General features: G+C 48.0%; 16 protein-coding genes. 3 read left to right on the top strand and 13 right to left on the bottom strand.

Features of this window, described 5'->3' with window-relative positions; translation table 11 throughout:
• Positions 1-61: 61 nt before the first annotated feature.
• From C7R91_RS05040 to C7R91_RS05055, 4 genes are all read right to left on the bottom strand, one after another.
• Positions 62-1,144 (bottom strand): glycoside hydrolase family 15 protein, encoded by a 1,083-nt coding sequence (locus C7R91_RS05040; RefSeq protein ID WP_047071684.1) that lies wholly within the window; start codon positions 1,142-1,144, stop codon positions 62-64.
• Positions 1,145-1,311: 167 nt separating this feature from the next.
• Positions 1,312-2,142 (bottom strand): inositol monophosphatase family protein, encoded by an 831-nt coding sequence (locus C7R91_RS05045; RefSeq protein WP_047071682.1) that lies wholly within the window; start codon positions 2,140-2,142, stop codon positions 1,312-1,314.
• A gap of 273 nt (positions 2,143-2,415) precedes the next feature.
• On the bottom strand, positions 2,416-2,628 hold the full coding sequence (locus tag C7R91_RS05050; protein WP_047071681.1) for a CstA-like transporter-associated (seleno)protein: 213 nt from the start codon (positions 2,626-2,628) through the stop codon (positions 2,416-2,418).
• Entirely contained in the window at positions 2,625-4,715 is a 2,091-nt protein-coding gene (locus tag C7R91_RS05055; RefSeq protein ID WP_047071679.1) for a carbon starvation CstA family protein, read from the bottom strand. The genes C7R91_RS05050 and C7R91_RS05055 overlap by 4 nt, the downstream gene beginning before the upstream one ends.
• 256 nt (positions 4,716-4,971) lie before the next feature.
• Between C7R91_RS05055 and C7R91_RS05060 the strand changes: the two genes are divergently transcribed.
• A complete protein-coding gene (locus C7R91_RS05060; RefSeq protein ID WP_047071677.1) occupies positions 4,972-5,457 on the top strand; it encodes a hypothetical protein in 486 nt (161 codons plus the stop codon).
• A 62-nt stretch (positions 5,458-5,519) separates the two neighbouring features.
• On the opposite strand, the gene C7R91_RS05065 is transcribed toward C7R91_RS05060, so the two are convergent.
• The 6 genes from C7R91_RS05065 to trxA form a co-directional block, all read right to left on the bottom strand.
• Positions 5,520-6,302: a LytR/AlgR family response regulator transcription factor gene (locus tag C7R91_RS05065; protein WP_047071676.1), complete on the bottom strand. Its 783-nt coding sequence runs from the start codon at positions 6,300-6,302 to the stop codon at positions 5,520-5,522.
• Entirely contained in the window at positions 6,277-8,004 is a 1,728-nt protein-coding gene (locus C7R91_RS05070) for a sensor histidine kinase (protein ID WP_047071674.1), read from the bottom strand. Before C7R91_RS05070 ends, C7R91_RS05065 begins: the two co-directional genes overlap by 26 nt.
• Before the next feature lie 160 nt (positions 8,005-8,164).
• On the bottom strand, positions 8,165-8,992 hold the full coding sequence (locus C7R91_RS05075; protein ID WP_047071672.1) for a GNAT family N-acetyltransferase: 828 nt from the start codon (positions 8,990-8,992) through the stop codon (positions 8,165-8,167).
• 42 nt (positions 8,993-9,034) lie between these two features.
• A complete protein-coding gene (locus tag C7R91_RS05080; protein ID WP_047071670.1) occupies positions 9,035-9,637 on the bottom strand; it encodes an RNA polymerase sigma factor in 603 nt (200 codons plus the stop codon).
• Between the two features lie 170 nt (positions 9,638-9,807).
• Positions 9,808-10,899 carry a 4-hydroxyphenylpyruvate dioxygenase gene (hppD, locus tag C7R91_RS05085; RefSeq protein WP_047071669.1) on the bottom strand — a complete coding sequence of 364 codons (1,092 nt, stop codon included), beginning with the start codon at positions 10,897-10,899 and terminating at the stop codon, positions 9,808-9,810.
• A gap of 224 nt (positions 10,900-11,123) precedes the next feature.
• Positions 11,124-11,441, bottom strand: a complete 318-nt coding sequence (gene trxA, locus C7R91_RS05090; RefSeq protein ID WP_047071667.1) for a thioredoxin — start codon at positions 11,439-11,441, stop codon at positions 11,124-11,126.
• 289 nt (positions 11,442-11,730) lie between these two features.
• On the opposite strand from trxA, the gene C7R91_RS05095 reads away from it, so the two are divergent.
• Entirely contained in the window at positions 11,731-12,129 is a 399-nt protein-coding gene (locus tag C7R91_RS05095) for an RrF2 family transcriptional regulator (RefSeq protein WP_047071665.1), read from the top strand.
• A gap of 102 nt (positions 12,130-12,231) precedes the next feature.
• On the top strand, positions 12,232-12,912 hold the full coding sequence (locus C7R91_RS05100) for a class I SAM-dependent methyltransferase (protein ID WP_174769364.1): 681 nt from the start codon (positions 12,232-12,234) through the stop codon (positions 12,910-12,912).
• A 555-nt stretch (positions 12,913-13,467) separates the two neighbouring features.
• Here C7R91_RS05100 and C7R91_RS05105 read toward each other — a convergent pair.
• The 3 genes from C7R91_RS05105 to C7R91_RS05115 all read right to left on the bottom strand — a co-directional run bounded on the left by C7R91_RS05105 (position 13,468) and on the right by C7R91_RS05115 (position 16,664).
• Positions 13,468-14,742, bottom strand: a complete 1,275-nt coding sequence (locus C7R91_RS05105) for a hypothetical protein (protein WP_047071662.1) — start codon at positions 14,740-14,742, stop codon at positions 13,468-13,470.
• 169 nt (positions 14,743-14,911) lie between these two features.
• The gene (locus C7R91_RS05110; protein ID WP_047071660.1) at positions 14,912-16,102 is read right to left on the bottom strand and encodes a hypothetical protein; all 1,191 of its coding nucleotides are present in this window, start codon (positions 16,100-16,102) and stop codon (positions 14,912-14,914) included.
• 28 nt (positions 16,103-16,130) lie between these two features.
• Positions 16,131-16,664 (bottom strand): hypothetical protein, encoded by a 534-nt coding sequence (locus C7R91_RS05115; RefSeq protein WP_047071658.1) that lies wholly within the window; start codon positions 16,662-16,664, stop codon positions 16,131-16,133.
• Positions 16,665-16,677: the final 13 nt, after the last annotated feature.

Here is a 16,677-nt window from a genome sequence, read left to right on the forward strand (position 1 = left end):
AGCATCAAATGGTGTCAATTGATGTCAGCAATAAGAAAAGCCAGGAAGACCCTCTTCCTGGCTAGTACTGCATACCGAGCTCTGCCGCCAACACGAGAAACATCGCATGCGACCAAAGGAGCGGTACAGCTGGATAGCCTGCCCTCTCCACCCACCTCTCATAATGAGCGAAAGAAAGCAAATGCTCTTGTACTTGTTCAGGCAATCCGCTCGCTTGCCGCTGGGAAACAATCCACGCTGCTATCTTTTCGGCTTCCTCACGCCTGCCCGTTTTCACGTAATACCAGCCCAACCACGCGGATAACAGCAGCCACTGTCCCCCGCCGTAATACGTATCGGCCGGGTAGCGATGCACGCCGTATCCTGCTAGCAGCTCCTCTCCTATGGCCTGCACGGTTCGGATCATAAGCGGATCATCCACGTCGACGACCCCATACGGGAGTGCCAGCCAGAGCAGACTTGCATCTACAGAATGATCCCCCACGGATTTTATCAATCGTCCGTTGGCTGTGCCATGCTCCCGTATGAATTGGCGAATGGCCTCTCCTTCTTGAGCGAGTTCGAAAGCTCGGTCGGGCAAATAAGGCTCCATCGCCTTAATCCCGGCATAAATGGCCCCTAGCGTCACCGGGTGGATTCGGTCTCCTCCCTCTTCCCAGCAATCAAAGTTAGGGAGCTGCCAGCACGCCACTACATAGTCAATCGTCAGTTCAATAGATGGCTTCAGCTCATGAATCAAGTCATACTCCCCACTCATCCGCACATGCTCAGCCAGTCCCCACAGCCATGTCCCGTAGCCATCGAGTTGAAAGCTGCCCCATTCGCCTGCCACTTCTTCTCCGTCCGCTGTATAGCGCGTATGCAAAAAGCGGTCGTTTCCCGCCTTATCGTTGTCTAATCCTGTTTTTACTGCCGTAATGGCTGCTCTAGCCTTTGCCTCATGCTTTCGGATCACATCATCGCACCATTGGTAAAACTTGCGGGCGCTCTCATGGTTGCCGGTACGGTTCATCGCGTAGGCCGTAAATGTGCCATCGCGGAGCCACGCATACTGATAGTGGACAAATGCCGGTGAAGCGAGATACGCCCCGGTACTCGCTTGATGTTGTAGGATCAACTTTACACTTTCCTCAATCAGGGTCATGGTTATCCCCCCTTATTCGGACAAGCCGACTTCGCAACAAATACAGTCGCTGCTCGTCTTCCGGCTATGCTTTTATAGCATATGCAACCGACGTCCAAACGAAAACCCAATCTGCACAGCAAAAGAAAACCCACTGGATGCGCACGTCCAGCGGGTTCTGGTGACACTTAATTTTGTGAAGGTACATCGGTATCGGTCTGTTCGGATTTCAGGTAATGCTGAAGCTCCTCATAAAATGTCGGGTTGCAAGCCATTACGCTGCTTTTTTGGTCGTATGGTAGCGGTGTCCCCATCATGGTTGTCACCCGGCCGCCCGCTTCTTCTACAATAATGCGAGCTGCCCCGAAATCCCACGCATTGAGCTGCATACTGACGTAGCCATCCAGTCTTCCAGCAGCCACATACGCCATCTCCAAAGCGGCGCTTCCTAAGAGACGCATTCCGCGAACCTTCCCGGCAAGCTTTTTCACGATCAAGTCGACGCCGATCTGCTCAGCACGCTTGTTCCAAAATACACTCGTGCATAACAAAGCCTGTTCCAGGCTCACTGCTCGATTCACCTGCAAGGGACGATCATTGAGAAAAGCCCCTTCCCCTTTTACCGCATAAAACAACTCGTCTCTGGAAGGATCGTAAACCGCTCCGACCATTCCCTCTCCCTTATGGTAGACGGCAATGGAAACGGAAAAATTGATTTGCTGATGAACAAAATTGGTCGTGCCATCAATCGGGTCGATGACCCAAAGCGTGTCATACTGCTTGTAATCCTCCGCATGTGCACTCTCTTCTCCAAGAATGCCGTGATCAGGGAAGCGTGCAAGAATCATCTGAATGACGTGATTCTCCACTTCTTTATCTACGGCTGTAACAAGATCGGAGGCTGATGTTTTATACTCGACGGTAAAAGGCTCCTTCATTCGCTTCAGACTCAGCTCACCCGCTGAACGGGCGCATTGCAAAGCGAGCTCCTTGAGAGCCGCCAGTGTTGATGCTTGCACACGTATCGCCACCTAAAACTTGACTTATTTTTTCGCAAAGCAGCCCTTTTCTTCTAGAAAGAGAGGCTTCGACGCTTTATTTGACTATGATGAGACAGCTCGTGTTAAAAAACGGCCATGCTATATGATTTAGTGTACCATACTTTACCTGCTGTTACACCACACGTTAGCCATGGGGAGTGTGCCTGAAATGTCGTTGCTGTACCCAGCTCGAAAAAGGGTGTCTCCCTCGTCATTTTCTGACCGGGAGACACCCTTTTATACATGACCACTTTAGCAGCAGCGCGTTACGCCGCCTTTTTCAAATCGTTCGGTCAATGCGTACATGTAGTACTCACGCTCTGTCATCGGAAAGATACCCGGTGCCCCATGCGTCTCGTACCAATGGGCGAGATAGCGATCATAGTCGGGCATTCCGAAAATCGTTTTAATAGCGGAGCTCACTTTGCGCATTGCCTTTCGCATGGTTCTTAGCTTGCGCCTCATGCTACGTGATGTCCTTTCCCGTCAAATACATTTCCTTTAGACTTGATGTACGGCGACTCCTGCAACGGATAGTGCTTGCCGCGGAGAATATTGATCCATACCCGCGCACCGTCGAGAATGATCCCAATCGTAATGACCATGAAGATTGCACATACCACAGCATCGATCTGGTCGTTGAAGATCATTTTTTGTGCAGCTTCCACTGTTTTTACTCCGTTTGGCAGCGTACCGGCATCCAGTGCCTTTTGGAATGCTTCTGCATGCGAGAGGAACCCGATTTTGGGATCAGGATGGAACAGCTTTTGCCACCCCGCTGTCAGCGTAGCTGTTGTCAGCCAAGCCATTGGTACAAGCGTGATCCATGAGTAGGCCGCTTTGCCCATTTTGAAAATAATCGTCGTTCCCACCGTAAACGCAATCGCGGCGAGCATCTGGTTGGCGATACCGAAGAGCGGCCACAGTGTGTAAATGCCTCCTAACGGGTCCATGACACCTTGGAGCAGGAAGTATCCCCATCCGATGGTAATGATCCCAGAACCAATCAGATTACCTGGCAGCCAGTTGACTTCCTTCATTTTCGGAATGACGTTGCCGAGCATGTCTTGTACCATAAATCGTCCGACACGCGTTCCCGCATCGATCGTCGTCAAAATAAAGACGGCCTCAAACAAGATCGCAAAGTGATACCAGAATGCCATTAATGCCTTGCCACCCAATACACCGGAGAAAATTGTCGCCATCCCGATTGCAAGTGACGGCGCTCCGCCCGTTCGGGAAAGGATCGTCTTTTCTTGAATGTCGTTGGCGAGCGTTGTTAAGTGGTCAGGGGTTACGGTATAGCCCCAGCCCGTTATCGTCGTCGCAACCTGGACTACATCCACGCCAATTGCTGCGGCAGGTGAGTTGATCGCAAAATAGACTCCGGGAGTCAACACGCATGCTGCAATCATGGCCATAACCGCAACGCCAGACTCCATCAGCATCCCGCCATAACCGATCAATGGCGCATGCGATTCCTTCGCGATCATCTTCGGCGTCGTTCCGGATGATACGAGAGAATGGAACCCCGATACAGCTCCGCATGCGATGGTAATAAACAAGAAGGGGAACAGATTTCCTGCAAAAACAGGGCCAGTTCCATCAATAAACTTGGTTAGTGCTGGCATTTGCAGCGGCGGCAGTGTCAGCACGATTCCCACCGCCAATACCGCAATCGTCCCTACTTTCAAAAACGAGCTGAGGTAATCACGCGGTGCCAATAGCAGCCACACAGGCAAAACCGAGGCAATAAAGCCGTACACAATAATCATCCAAGCAAGCTGTACCTTGGAGAACGTAAAGGCTGGTCCCCATATTGGCGATGCAGCAACGATTTGACCGAGCCAGAGGGAGAAGAACAGAAGAGCAAGCCCGATAATCGAGCCTTCCAATACCTGCCCGGGTCGTATATACCGCATATACAATCCCATCAATATCGCGATAGGCAGCGTCATGAATATCGTGAAGGTAGCCCACGGTGATTCAGCAAGAGCGTTAACTACAACCATGGCCAAAACAGCAATCAGGATAATCATAATGGCAATAATCCCAATCAAAGCGAGTGCTCCGCCAACAGGTCCGATCTCTTCCTTGGCAATCTGACCGAGAGACTTTCCATTGCGACGCATCGATCCGAACAGAATGATAAAGTCCTGTACCGCCCCACCGATCACGACCCCGACGATAATCCAGATCGTTCCCGGCAAATATCCCATTTGCGCAGCCAGCGTAGGACCTACGAGCGGGCCTGCTCCTGCAATCGCAGCGAAATGGTGCCCAAACAACACCCATTTGTTCGTTGGCACGAAGTCTTTGCCGTCGTTGTTCACTTCTGCCGGAGTAGCGCGATTGTCATCCAGCGCCATTAGTTTTTTGGCTATGAATTTGCTGTAAAAACGATAAGCTACAGCATAAGTGCAAAATGCGGCTGTCAGTAGCCAGAACGAGTTGACTGATTCCCCTTGCCAGAGCGCTATCATCCCGAATCCGACAGTACCCAATGCGGCTATCCCGCCCCAAATCAAGAGGGACAGAAACCATTTCTTCATCCGAGTCGCCTCCTTCTATTTATCAAATATTCAGGCAATGAACCTTAGAAAAACGTATCATATCGGACAACTTGCCAACATAAAAAATGGTTGAACCGTACAAAAACATGCACAAGCTGCACCATCCTCGTTTGAGTGTAAGCGCGTTCAATTTTGGGACGTAGGAAGTCTCCGCCCCGAGTCTGATCCAATCTCCGCCACAATATGTTAAAGTTATACATAAATTGGTATGGAAATCAAAAAGGAGAATACGCACATGCGAAGTATCGCGGGTTACATCATTATCGGAATCGGAGCGATTTTTGTTCTGGCTACCTACCTGAACGTACCGCTCGCAATGGACTTGCTATGGCCAGTCTTCCTTCTCATCCCAGGAATCGGGTTTCATATTTTCTTTTTTATGAACCCAAAGCCGAATCGCGCTGGATTGCTCGTACCAGGCGGGATCTTGCTCGTTTATGCCCCACTCTTCTTTTTCAGCCAGCTATTTTTTCAGGGGGATATGAGCACGACGTGGCCCTTCTTCCTGATCGGTCCTGCCGTGGGGCTTACCGAGCTGTACATATTCGGCAATCGCAAACCCGCTCTCTTGATCCCCATTGGCATCCTCACCGTTCTTGCTATCGTATTTTTGATCGCTAATCTAGCTTCTACCCAAGTAGGCGGCATCCTCGGCTTGATCCTGATCGTATTGGGCGGGATCATGGTGACACGTAAGAAAAACGATGAATATCCCATGTAAGCTGTCGGAAAAAAACAGACCAATCCTCCCCCCAAACGGGGCACAGGATTGGTCTGTTTGCTTTAAAACCCCAATCGTTTCTTCAATTCCTTCACGACATTGCGGCTAACAGGCACTTCTGTTTTGCGGTGATCTTGCATGACTAGATGAATTGAGCCTTTGAACCAAGGGACGAGCTCAGCCGTTTTAGATAAATTGACGATAAAAGCGCGATGCGTCCGAAAGAACTGCTGGCGTGACAGCCTGCTCTCCAGCTCCTGCAACGTAAACGTGGTCGCATATTGCTCACCGGCTGTGTAGATGCTCGCATACCTTCCTTCCAAGGTGGCATAGACGATTTCGTTTGGATCAATCAGCATGATCTTGCCGTTTTTTTCTACCGGGACACGACGCGGCTGAGTATCGACCAGCACATTTTGCAGAAGGGATTGTAGCCTTTCCTCCAGTAGCGGTGACGCTTCCAATGCAGGCTCACTTTTCCGCCTCATCTTTCGTACCCGGTTCATCGTCTTTTCCAGACGCACTTCGCTGAACGGCTTGACGATATAATCAACGGCTTCGGCCTCAAATGCTCGAACCGCATGAAATTCATACGCACTTGCAAAGATGATGACAGGTGGATTGACCATGGATTCCAGAAGCTCCTGCCCCACGTCTACGCCATCCCTGTCCTGCAAATGGATGTCCAAAAAGACCGCATCCGGCTCTGTCTGAAGCACCGCTTCCAACGCCTCTTCCCCACTGCCTGCCTCTCCGACTACGGACACTTCCGAAAACTGCTCCAGCAAGTACCGCAGTTCTTCTCTGGCAGGCGTCTCATCATCGACGATGAACACTTTGAGCACTGACGTTCACCCCTATCGGTAATTGTATGGTGCATGTTGTCCCGCTCCCGCTTTTGCTTTCGATCACGATTCCATACGGTTCTCCGTAGATCGACTGGAGACGGCTTTTTACATTGGCAAGACCGATTCCAGATAATTGCCGCCCTGCACTCTTCTCATCTAGGGCTGGCTCGAATGGGTCCACATTCATTCCGACTCCATTATCTGCCACTGTCAATTCGACGATTTGCTTTTCTTTGCGGCGCGCACGAATCACTACGGTTCCCCCTTCGCGCTTGGGCAGCAGCCCGTGCTTGACCGCATTCTCTACCAGCGGCTGCAAAATCAGACCTGGTACGGTAAACCGCTCTACACCATCCTCGATGTCGTACTCTACATGGAGCTTGTCACCGAACCTCGCACGTTCGATGGCCAAATACGCTTCGATATGCTCCAGCTCACGCGCCAGACTGACATATCCGCCAGAGTCATGCAAATTACGACGGAAGTACTCCCCCAAATGAATCAGCAGCTCACGGGCCTGTTCGGGACGGAAGCGAATAAACGAAACGATCGTATTGAGCGCATTAAACAAGAAATGCGGGTTGATCTGGGCATGCAAGGCTTTGATTTCTGCATCTGCCAACAGACGGGACTGCTTCTCGAGCTCAGCCAGTTCGAGCTGACTCGATATCAGGTTCCCCAATCCGCGTACGAGTTCCAGGTCCACAGCCGACAGTTTGCGAGAGCGATCCTGATACAGCTTGAGCACGCCCGCCACTTCACGTCTTCGCATCAGGGGGACAAGGATCGCATAGCGCAAGGAACAATTCGTCTCCCTGCATCCAATCTCTTCCTTGGTCTGGGCAATCTTTACTTCTTTGGTCGATAAAACTTCACGGGTCGCCTTGGTCGTTATGCCTTCTCCTACTACATGATGGGACGAGCCTGCGCCAACATGCGCAAGTACAGAGCGCGTATCGGTAATCGCTACCGCTGCTACACGCGTCGTCCGCAATATTTCCTCCGCTACCTTTTGGGCAGAATCATAGGTCAGCCCTTGACGCAAGTAAGATAGTGTTTTGTCCGCTACTTGCAGCGTTCGCTGGGCTTGGAGCGCCCCAATCCGATCCTCTTCCTTTTTGGCTAAATCAATAATAATGATTAAAATAGCAATTCCAACCGAGTTGACGACTGACATCGGTACACTAATGGCCTGAACCAATGCCAAAGCGTCAGCGTAAGGACGTGCGATGAGCAGAACAATTCCCATTTGCAGCCACTCCGCCAAGAAACCAACGAAGAGTGCTGTCGTCCACCCGATTTTTTTGCTGCGGTTACGGAGGAACTGATAGATTAATCCCGCAAACAAGCCCTCGCTTATGGTCGAGATGGCACATGCCAAGTCTGTAAAGCCCCCCAAAGAATAGCGATGGATTCCCGCAATCAGTCCTGTCATCAAGCCTACCCATGGACCAGCAAGCAAGCCTGCCACGACAGTCCCGATCACGCGTGAATTCGCAATCGCATCCTGATACCAGATGCCATTGTATGTACCCAGTATGGAAATAGCAGAAAAAATGACGACCATCAGTGCTTTTTCCCGCCACGTTGCTTGCTGGTTCAATATGCTGCGGAATGCACGTACACGCGTAAACAACAAGGCCGCCACAATCAAAACAGCTGTCCGCTCCGTCAACGGAACCATTAATGCCAAATTCATTGTTTTATCCCTCTCAATCGCTGCCCGATGGTTCAATCTCGCTTCTATAACTAATCAAAATATTCACTCTTCATACCGTATTTCCCTTTTGCTTTTCTTCCTTTCGCAGTAAAAAAGGTTGCCGAAGTGATTTCGACAACCCATGGATACCCGTATCGTTTTAATATTCAAATTCTATTATTTTACATTTTTTCTTCGGCTCAAATCCTAGCTTTGTCCCCAGACGTACTGACTCGTCATTCGTTTCCAGCGTGGTCCAATGGGGTGTCAGTCCATGTTCCATGCAATGCTCCAGGTACGCTGCGCAAGCATGTGTAGCAAAGCCTTTGTTCATGTCGGCTTCCTCATATGTTTCCACGCTAATTTCATGGTCACGTTCATGGACACAGCATGACAGGCAAGCACTCACAACCGCATTTCCTTTACATACGCAAAAACCTACGCCCCACTGCAAAAAATCATCCACCGAATGATAGAATTCCTCCACAACCTCGATCAAGATGTTGTCAGGATCGTTCTCGATGACACCTGCATCGATTCTTTTCAACGTGTATCCTTCAGGCAGAGGGCGATAGCTGATCTTTCGCGCGTGGAATTGCTCGGGATTGAACTGGTAGTAATGCTCCCAATCCGTTTCGATCTCTCGATGCGAAATAGCTTTGGTCACTACCTCTTCCCACGCTTCATCTGGCACAACTGCCAGAAAATGAGTGCCCCCGCATGATTCGGTCGTATATGAGCGCAATTCCCCCTCGATAAAGGCACCCAGATCCGCTGTAAACGCTTCATTGGCAGCATCCCCTACGAAAATACTGATCACGCCGGTTTGATCGACCAATGCTGTCCGGGGCTGCTCCACATCATCTACGTAAATCGCTCCTCGATTTGTTCCATTGATAATCGCATGGATGGTCAAATTGTTCACGTTATCAGGTGACAGCAACGTCCTGATTTTTGCATAATCTTTTGGTTCCAATCGATGAATCATCGCAATTTCGGCCCTTTCTCTCTCTTTTGGACATCTGTGTACTTATGCGGCTGATAGCGGAACCAAGTCATCCAGACTCAGCTTCCGCATGAAAGTCGGGTCATCGTCCACATTCCTTTCCTGGGAGGATTCCAGCTCTTCTGCAAGCAGCACGCGAGCCCGGTGCAGCCGGGATTTCACTGTGCCTTCCGGGACACCTGCCCGCAAGGCGACCTCTTTGATCGGCAAATCCTCGTAATAGTGAAGCCAAACGACGATGCGCAGCTCATGCTCCAGCTTCCATACTGCTTCTGCTAGTTCAATGGCTTCGTAGGGAGCCTGTACCGCTTTCTCCTCTATTTGTAGCGGAGACAGCTCTACGGTTGGACTTCGTTTCTTTTTTCGCTGCCACTGTCTGCATTCGTTTATGAGAATTTGGATCATCCATGTTTTGAAATAAGCAGGCTCTCGCAGCGTTCGAATGGCTCTGAATGCTTTCATTACCGTATCCTGCACCACATCGGCACAATCCTCGTCCCGCCCGACATAGGTTCGTGCCAAGCCATACAAGGTACGCTCGTACAATTGAATGACTCTGGCAAAAGCTTCTGCACTGCCGTCCTGGGCTAGCTGAATGTCTTGCTGAACTTCCCTCTTGATGCTCACATTGTATAAGCCTCCTTTTATCTCCAATATTTGGTTCCTATTAGTATAGATGATAGAGGCGGTGAAATAGTTCATGAGATTTTATTTTTTCTGCTTCGCGAACAAAAAAAGACCATCCCTTCAGCGTTTTCAGCCTGAGATGGTCTTGTCATACTCGTTCCCTCAATGAATTACAGGTTACCTCTGCGCTCCTGCTCGCGCTCCAGCGCTTCGAACAGTGCCTTGAAGTTGCCATTCCCGAAGCCACGCGCTCCTTTGCGCTGGATAATCTCGATGAACAGCGTCGGACGGTCCACAATCGGCTTGCTGAACAACTGCAAGAGATAGCCTTCGTCGTCTCTGTCGACCAAGACCCCCAGCTTTCTCAGCGCCTCAATGTCTTCATCAATTTCCCCTACACGCTCTTTCAAATCTTCGTAGTACGCATCTGGCACCATGAGGAAATCTACACCGTTATTACGCAGCTTCGATACAGTGTCGATGATATCGTTGGTCAGGATGGCAATATGCTGTACGCCTGGCCCTTTGTAGAACTCCAAAAACTCCTGAATCTGCGACTTGCGGCGTCCTTCTGCCGGCTCATTAATCGGGAACTTGATGCGTCCGGTTCCACTTTGCATCACTTTGGACATGAGCGCAGAATACTCCGTCGAGATGTCGTCCTCACTGAAATTTTGTACAGCTGTAAAGCCCATGACCTTTTGGTAATATTCTACCCACTCATCCATGACCTCGACGTTACCGACGATGTGGTCGATGCCGATGATACCCGTACTCTCTCCCTTGACTGGAGATTGATAAGCTTTATAGCCCGGGAAGAATGGTCCGTTGTAATTTTTTCGTTCGATAAAGGAATGAATGTTTTCGCCGTACGTACCGATAATCGCTTTTTTGACCGTCCCGAATTCATCGGTATACTCAGTTGGTTCCATGATCGGAATGGCTCCGCGAGAAACGGCCTCCCGGTAAGCCTGTTCACAATCCTCTACGCGCAGGGCAACGTCTTTGACGCCGTCCCCATGCTTTTTCACAAAATCCGCGATCGGGCTGTCAGGCGTAAGCGCCCCGCTGATCACGAACGTCATATGCTTCTGCTTCAAAACGTAGGAAACCTTTTCCCGAGAGCCTGTCTCCAAGCCCGCATAGGCTACTGCTTCAAATCCAAACGCTTTTGTGAAATAATGCATGGCTTGCTTGGCGTTCCCTGTATAAAACTCCAGGTAGTCCCAGTCCTGAATCGGGAAAAAATCGGTATTGCTCATTAACTACCCCTCCGCTTTCTTGTTCAATTATTGACATTATTTTGTGAATTGGGATTATTTTGTCGTTATCTTGAGAGTACATTGGAAGCGCTTCCCCTTGCAAGAACACGGAACAACGCGAAAACGCTCAAACGCTTTCATTTATTAAAGTACGCATACGAGTAACCACTGGATACCAAAAAGCCACCGATCAAGTTGACCGATGGCTTACCAGCATTTTCCCACTACCTATTTTTGAAAACAAATTGCTTCAGTTCCGCTAGAGGAGCAGCTCCTACGACTTTGTCGATCAATTCCCCGTTTTTGAGCAAAATGGTCGTTGGCAAACTCATAATGCCATATTGATTAGCAATCTCGGTTTGTTCATCGACATTGACCTTTAGGACTCGCACTTCGCTGCTATGCTCCCCGTCAAACGATTCGAGTATCGGCCCAAAAAAGCGGCATGGCCCGCACCAAGGTGCCCAAAAATTGACGAGAGTATAGCCCTCGCTTTTTACATCATGTTGAAACGTAGTATCTGTCGTGTGGCAAATGCTCATTTGTACTTTCCTCCCTTTTTATGTTGAACAGTTAATCGAAATGACTATTAGAGACCTCTAATATCCTTAATAGAGACAAAAAATAACTCCCTGTACTTTGATCATTTCAAATAACTCATTCGTAGACTTATCGTATCTATAATATCCCTTAAAGAATTTTTGTGTCAAGTTGCACCATCCAAAAATGGGCATCGAAAGTGCAGGATGACAGCGCGAATCACTCTTCCCCTTGCTCATGCTCCCCATTCACTTTATGATGGATGTATTAAGTCCATGATTGAGGTGTCTTATGAAGTATTCACAGGCAACAGACTATGCCCTCCATGCGATGCTCTATCTGGTAGCAGAAGCCCCTGATAAACCCGTTAGTGTTCAGCTTTTGGCAGAAAAGCTGGGCGTTTCACAAACGTACCTATCCAAAATGCTGACCAAACTGGTCAAAGCTGGGTTGATCCACTCGGTCTCTGGAGCAAATGGCGGATACAAGCTCAAACGCAATCAGGATGATATATCGTTTCTAGATGTTATCCAAGCCATTGAAGGGACAACCTCCTTGTTTGAATGCAGCTTCCATCATGATAGTGCCTGTCTGATTCAACAGGTTGTGGCTGACGCCGAGCAGCAAATGATGCATACGCTAAAGAATAAAAAAATTGCTGATTTGGTCCCGCATATCCCTAAACCATGATCCTTTGACGTAAAACAACTTCCACGAAAAGCTCCGGCCGCCTCGACCGGAGTTTTTCTTCATAACGGTATCGTTCAATCGAAGAGAAAGGCGTGAACAATGATGAGCCAATGGACGGAACAAGCAGCCAAGCAATGGGATCAATTTGCAGAAGACTGGCGAAAAAGAAGTGAGCACATGTGGGAAAAAGGGAGCCGAAGCACCATCCTCCCCTATTTTATGAAGCATGTACCTGTCGGCTCTGGCCCAGTTCTCGATGCAGGCTGTGGGGACGGCTATGCCAGCTGCAAGCTTGCAGAGCACGGCTATCAAGTGGAGGGCATCGACATTGCCGGGGAAATGATTCGTCTTGCTCATGACCGGGCCATTTCCTTCCCAGGCTCTGTTCATTTTCAGACAGGAGACATCAGCAATCTTCCTTTTGCCAATGATTCTTTCTCCGGTGTGCTCTCGATTAACGTAGTGGAATTCACACCATCTCCGCTCAAGGCACTCTTGGAGCTTCACCGCGTGCTCGCACCCGGAGGAATTCTCGTCTTGGGTATCCTCGGTCCTACAGCTGGCCCACGCGCACATAGCTATCGCAGACTATATGAAGAGACGACGATCCAGAATACGATGATGCCCTGGGAAGCCAAGCAGTTGGCGAGCGAAAATGGCTTCACACTGCTGGGCGAAGAGCCGGTATACAAAGAGGGAATTACGCCAGATATCGCGGGCCGCTTAAGCGTAGAGCTGCAGGAGGCTGTCAGCTTTTTGACCTTATTTGCTTTGCGGAAATAGATCAGAATGCTCTCAATTTTAGATAAGTATGCCGGTCACACCTTATGAAAGGGAAAATCGGCAATTTTTTATGCTCAATCACATCGAACAGTGTCCCGCTAGTCTAGACATTGCTATTCCATAACTGGGCAGTTTACTAACCAATATTTCGTTGTTAAAATGGTCGTGCTAACAAAATTTATTTATTTTTATTCTTTTTTATTACCTCTACTACAACTTTGTGCGACACATCTCGGAAGGTGAGAAATCATTATCAACGAATGCAATTTTACAATTGTTGCCCCTATCATTTGCTTTCATTGTGGGAATGGGAACTTTCACAAATCTGATAATAAACACCAAATATACAAAGATCTCATCAATAATGAAGTCATTGAGATACCGGTAAAGCGTCAACGGTATCGATGCACTGCCTGTGGTACGAAAGAATGGGACGTTGTATTGGGAGCATCGACGCATTTGAAAAAAACGAGAAGACTGCTCTCCTTTGAAAAGCGCAACCTGATTAAGAAGCCGCTTCCCTGAAGCTTACAGGGAAACGGCTGGGTTCTTCAATTAGCGCTTATATTCAACAACATCTTCCACTGTGCCTGTTCCTTTCTCCAAATTGACGCCGGTAAAGTGCACCTTATATTTCGCCGACGGATTTCCATTTGGATACCAGTAAACGTCAATATATTGCAAAACATCGTCAACTGTCACACCCGTAGCGGAAATTTCGTATGCACTTTCAGATGGGGTGAAATTTTTCGCTTTCATAGCCTCTTTTGCTTTTTCAATAAAAGGGGCAGCTTGTTCTTGTGGAAGATCTCCCATAACGACGCCAAGCTCATTGATCACTTTTGCATTTTTTACTGTCGCTGTGCCTTTCTCGACATCGACATCAACAAAATGGACAACATACCCTTTCGATTGTTCTTCCGCACTCCATAGAACCTGTAAGGTCTTGTCTTTCTTGCTCCCGAAATGCGTCACCTTATATCCATTTTTCGGAAGTTCAATCTTCTCTGCTTGCAAAGCCTCTTTTGCTTTGGCAAGAAACGGAGCTGCCTGTTGATCTGTCAATTTCAAGAGGTCCTTCTCTTGTTCTCTGTCCTCCTGTTTATCCTTTTCATCCTCCTCTTCCAAAGCAATGAGCTCATCATAATTTTCTACATAGACATCATCGATAATCCCCGTTCCTTTCTCCAGATCGACATCTGCAAATTGCACAGAGTAATATTTTCCTTCCTTTTGCCCCGCATCAGGACGCCAGGTAATTTGAACGCTTTCCAGCACATCGTCATAAGTACGGCTGCTGCTTAACATCTTGTACCCGCTCGCTGGCAGAGTTATATTTTTTGCTTTCAAAGCCTCTTTTGCTTGTTCAATAAACGGAGCAGCATGTTTTTCTGTCAGCTCCTCTTCGAAGGAACCAGGACGATTAATAACCTTTACCGTTTTGAGAGTCCCTGTTCCTTTCACTGCATCAATGTCCTCAAATTCGGCGACATACGCCTTGTCCTTCATGTTGGTTTCAGATCGCCATACGACGGTCAAGGTATTGTCTTTTTTGCTACCATAATTCCGAGCCTTGTAACCACTTTCTGGGAGAGAAACGTTTTTCGCTTGAAATGCTTCTTTTGCTTTTGCAAGAAACGGAGCCGCCTGTTGATCTGTCAATTTCAAGAGATCAAATTCCTCCTCTGTTGCCTCGGCTGCAACGTTATTCTTCGTATCGTTGGGTGCGGCGCTGGCAGCTACAGGGGAGAACATGGCTGTCATTGTCAATACGCTCATAACAGAGAGATTTAACCATGCAGCCGTTTTTTTCGTTTTGGACTTTTTCATCGTACTACCTCCAAGGTTTTTGCGTTGGATCGAGTGTTTCTACTCGTCATCCATAGAATAGCTGCTGATTGTCATGGTTTAATCGGGAGGTTGTCAAGGTTTTGTCAAAACAAAAGAGCCGCTATACGCGACTCTCCATGTTCTTCGTCCACATGCTATGAGGAGCTTGTTACGAAGGATCTTTTCTCCTAACTTCAAGGTACATTAATTCACCTATTCCTTTGTCCAAATCAACGTCATCAAACGAAGCAATATAAACCCTTTCCTTTATATAAGCATGATCAGTCCCTTCAGCAACGCCGTCGGGATACCAGCGTATATCCACCTCTGGTGGTCGTTTCGGTTGATCATCGTAGTACGAAATCGTGCTGCTAATCCAATAGCCACTTTCAGGAAGTTTTACCTGCTTCGCTTGAAAAGCGTCTTTTGCCATCTGGATATAAGGGGCTACCTGTGATGGTGTCAGTTTTACACGCCTGATAATCGGCTCTGGTGCTTTTTCTTGCACGATTCTCGTTTCTTCTTCGTCTGTTTCTACGTTCTCAACTGTACCTGTTCCTTTTTTTAAATCAACATCTGAAAATTGCACGTAATAAAGCTTGTCATGAACAGCTTGATAAACATTATTGCTTCTCGTATATATTGGGTACCAGTAAAGATCGACAAGCGCTATCGTCTCTTTCTCCGTAATGGGCTTTATGAGCAAGCATCCTGCCAGATCGTAGCCACTTTGCGGAATTTTGATATTCTTGTCTTTCCAAACTTTTTTTGCTTGGTCAATATATGGGGCGAACATCGTATTTGGTTTGAACGATGCGATGTCCCTGCGTATACAAATCTCGATCTTTTTAATTGTGCCTGTCCCTTTTTCAAAATCCACATCGGTCAAATTGACAAAATAGCTTTCCTGAAGTCCTTTGAAAGGTCGTTCGGCTCCTGCCTTTACTTTTGGATGCCACCATATCTCAGCGGTCGTTGTTTCCTCGCTTATGTCACCGAAAATATCAAGCTCGTAATTACTATCAGGAAGGTCGATATGATTGGCGATAAATGCATCAGTTGCCAACTTGACGAAGGGCTCTCGCTGTTCTTTACTAAAGTCATTAAGACTTAAACTCACTGAACTTTCTTTGGTGGGTCTCGGATTATCGTTTTTCTTCTTTTCCTGCTGCTCTTCATCCTCTTTCGGTTGTAAAGCGCTTGACGCTGTTGTTTCCGTTTGGATAACATCCTTGTTTTTATTGATTTCAGCCAAGCCAAATGTCGTCGGGGAGTAGCTCAAAGCGAGGGCTAACACGCCCAACACTCCAATACTTAGCCATAATCCCATCTTTATTTTTGTTTGTGTCAGTTTTTCCACAATTCTATCTCCTTACACTCTCTGCTTCTTATTCTACGTTTTCGCCATACCAATGAGATTCACCGTAATTCCAAACTACCCCAAGTTCAACCATTTTCCCTACGCCTTTGTCCACATCAGCGTTGTAAAACAGTGCGTAGTAAACCTTTTCCTTGATCTTAGTCTCTTGGCCAAAAACAACGCCATTGGGATACCAGGATATTTCAACATGATTTCTACCTTTCGTCACAGTGCTGCTGATCCAATAACCAGTTTCAGGGGGGGCCATGCCTTGCGCTACGAACGCTTCTCTTGCTATCCGAATAAAGGGAGCCGCCTGTTCCTTTGTCAACGGATCATAGAAGTTTTTATTCTTCTCATCATTTTGCTTCAGAGTGGTTTCTTCGTTTTCCACGTTTGCTGGTGGAGAAGCTTCCGTCATGATGACATCCTTTTTGCTATCCAGAACAGCCGGGCCGAAAGCAGCCGGAGAAAAGAAGGCAGCCGCACCTAGTATGCCGATAACAACAAGACTAAGCATGAAGCCATGGGACTTTATCTTTATTTTCTTGAAATTTCGCAATAGATGCCTCCAC

This window comes from Brevibacillus formosus, assembly GCF_003013405.1.
GTDB classification, from domain to species: Bacteria; Bacillota; Bacilli; order Brevibacillales; family Brevibacillaceae; genus Brevibacillus; species Brevibacillus formosus.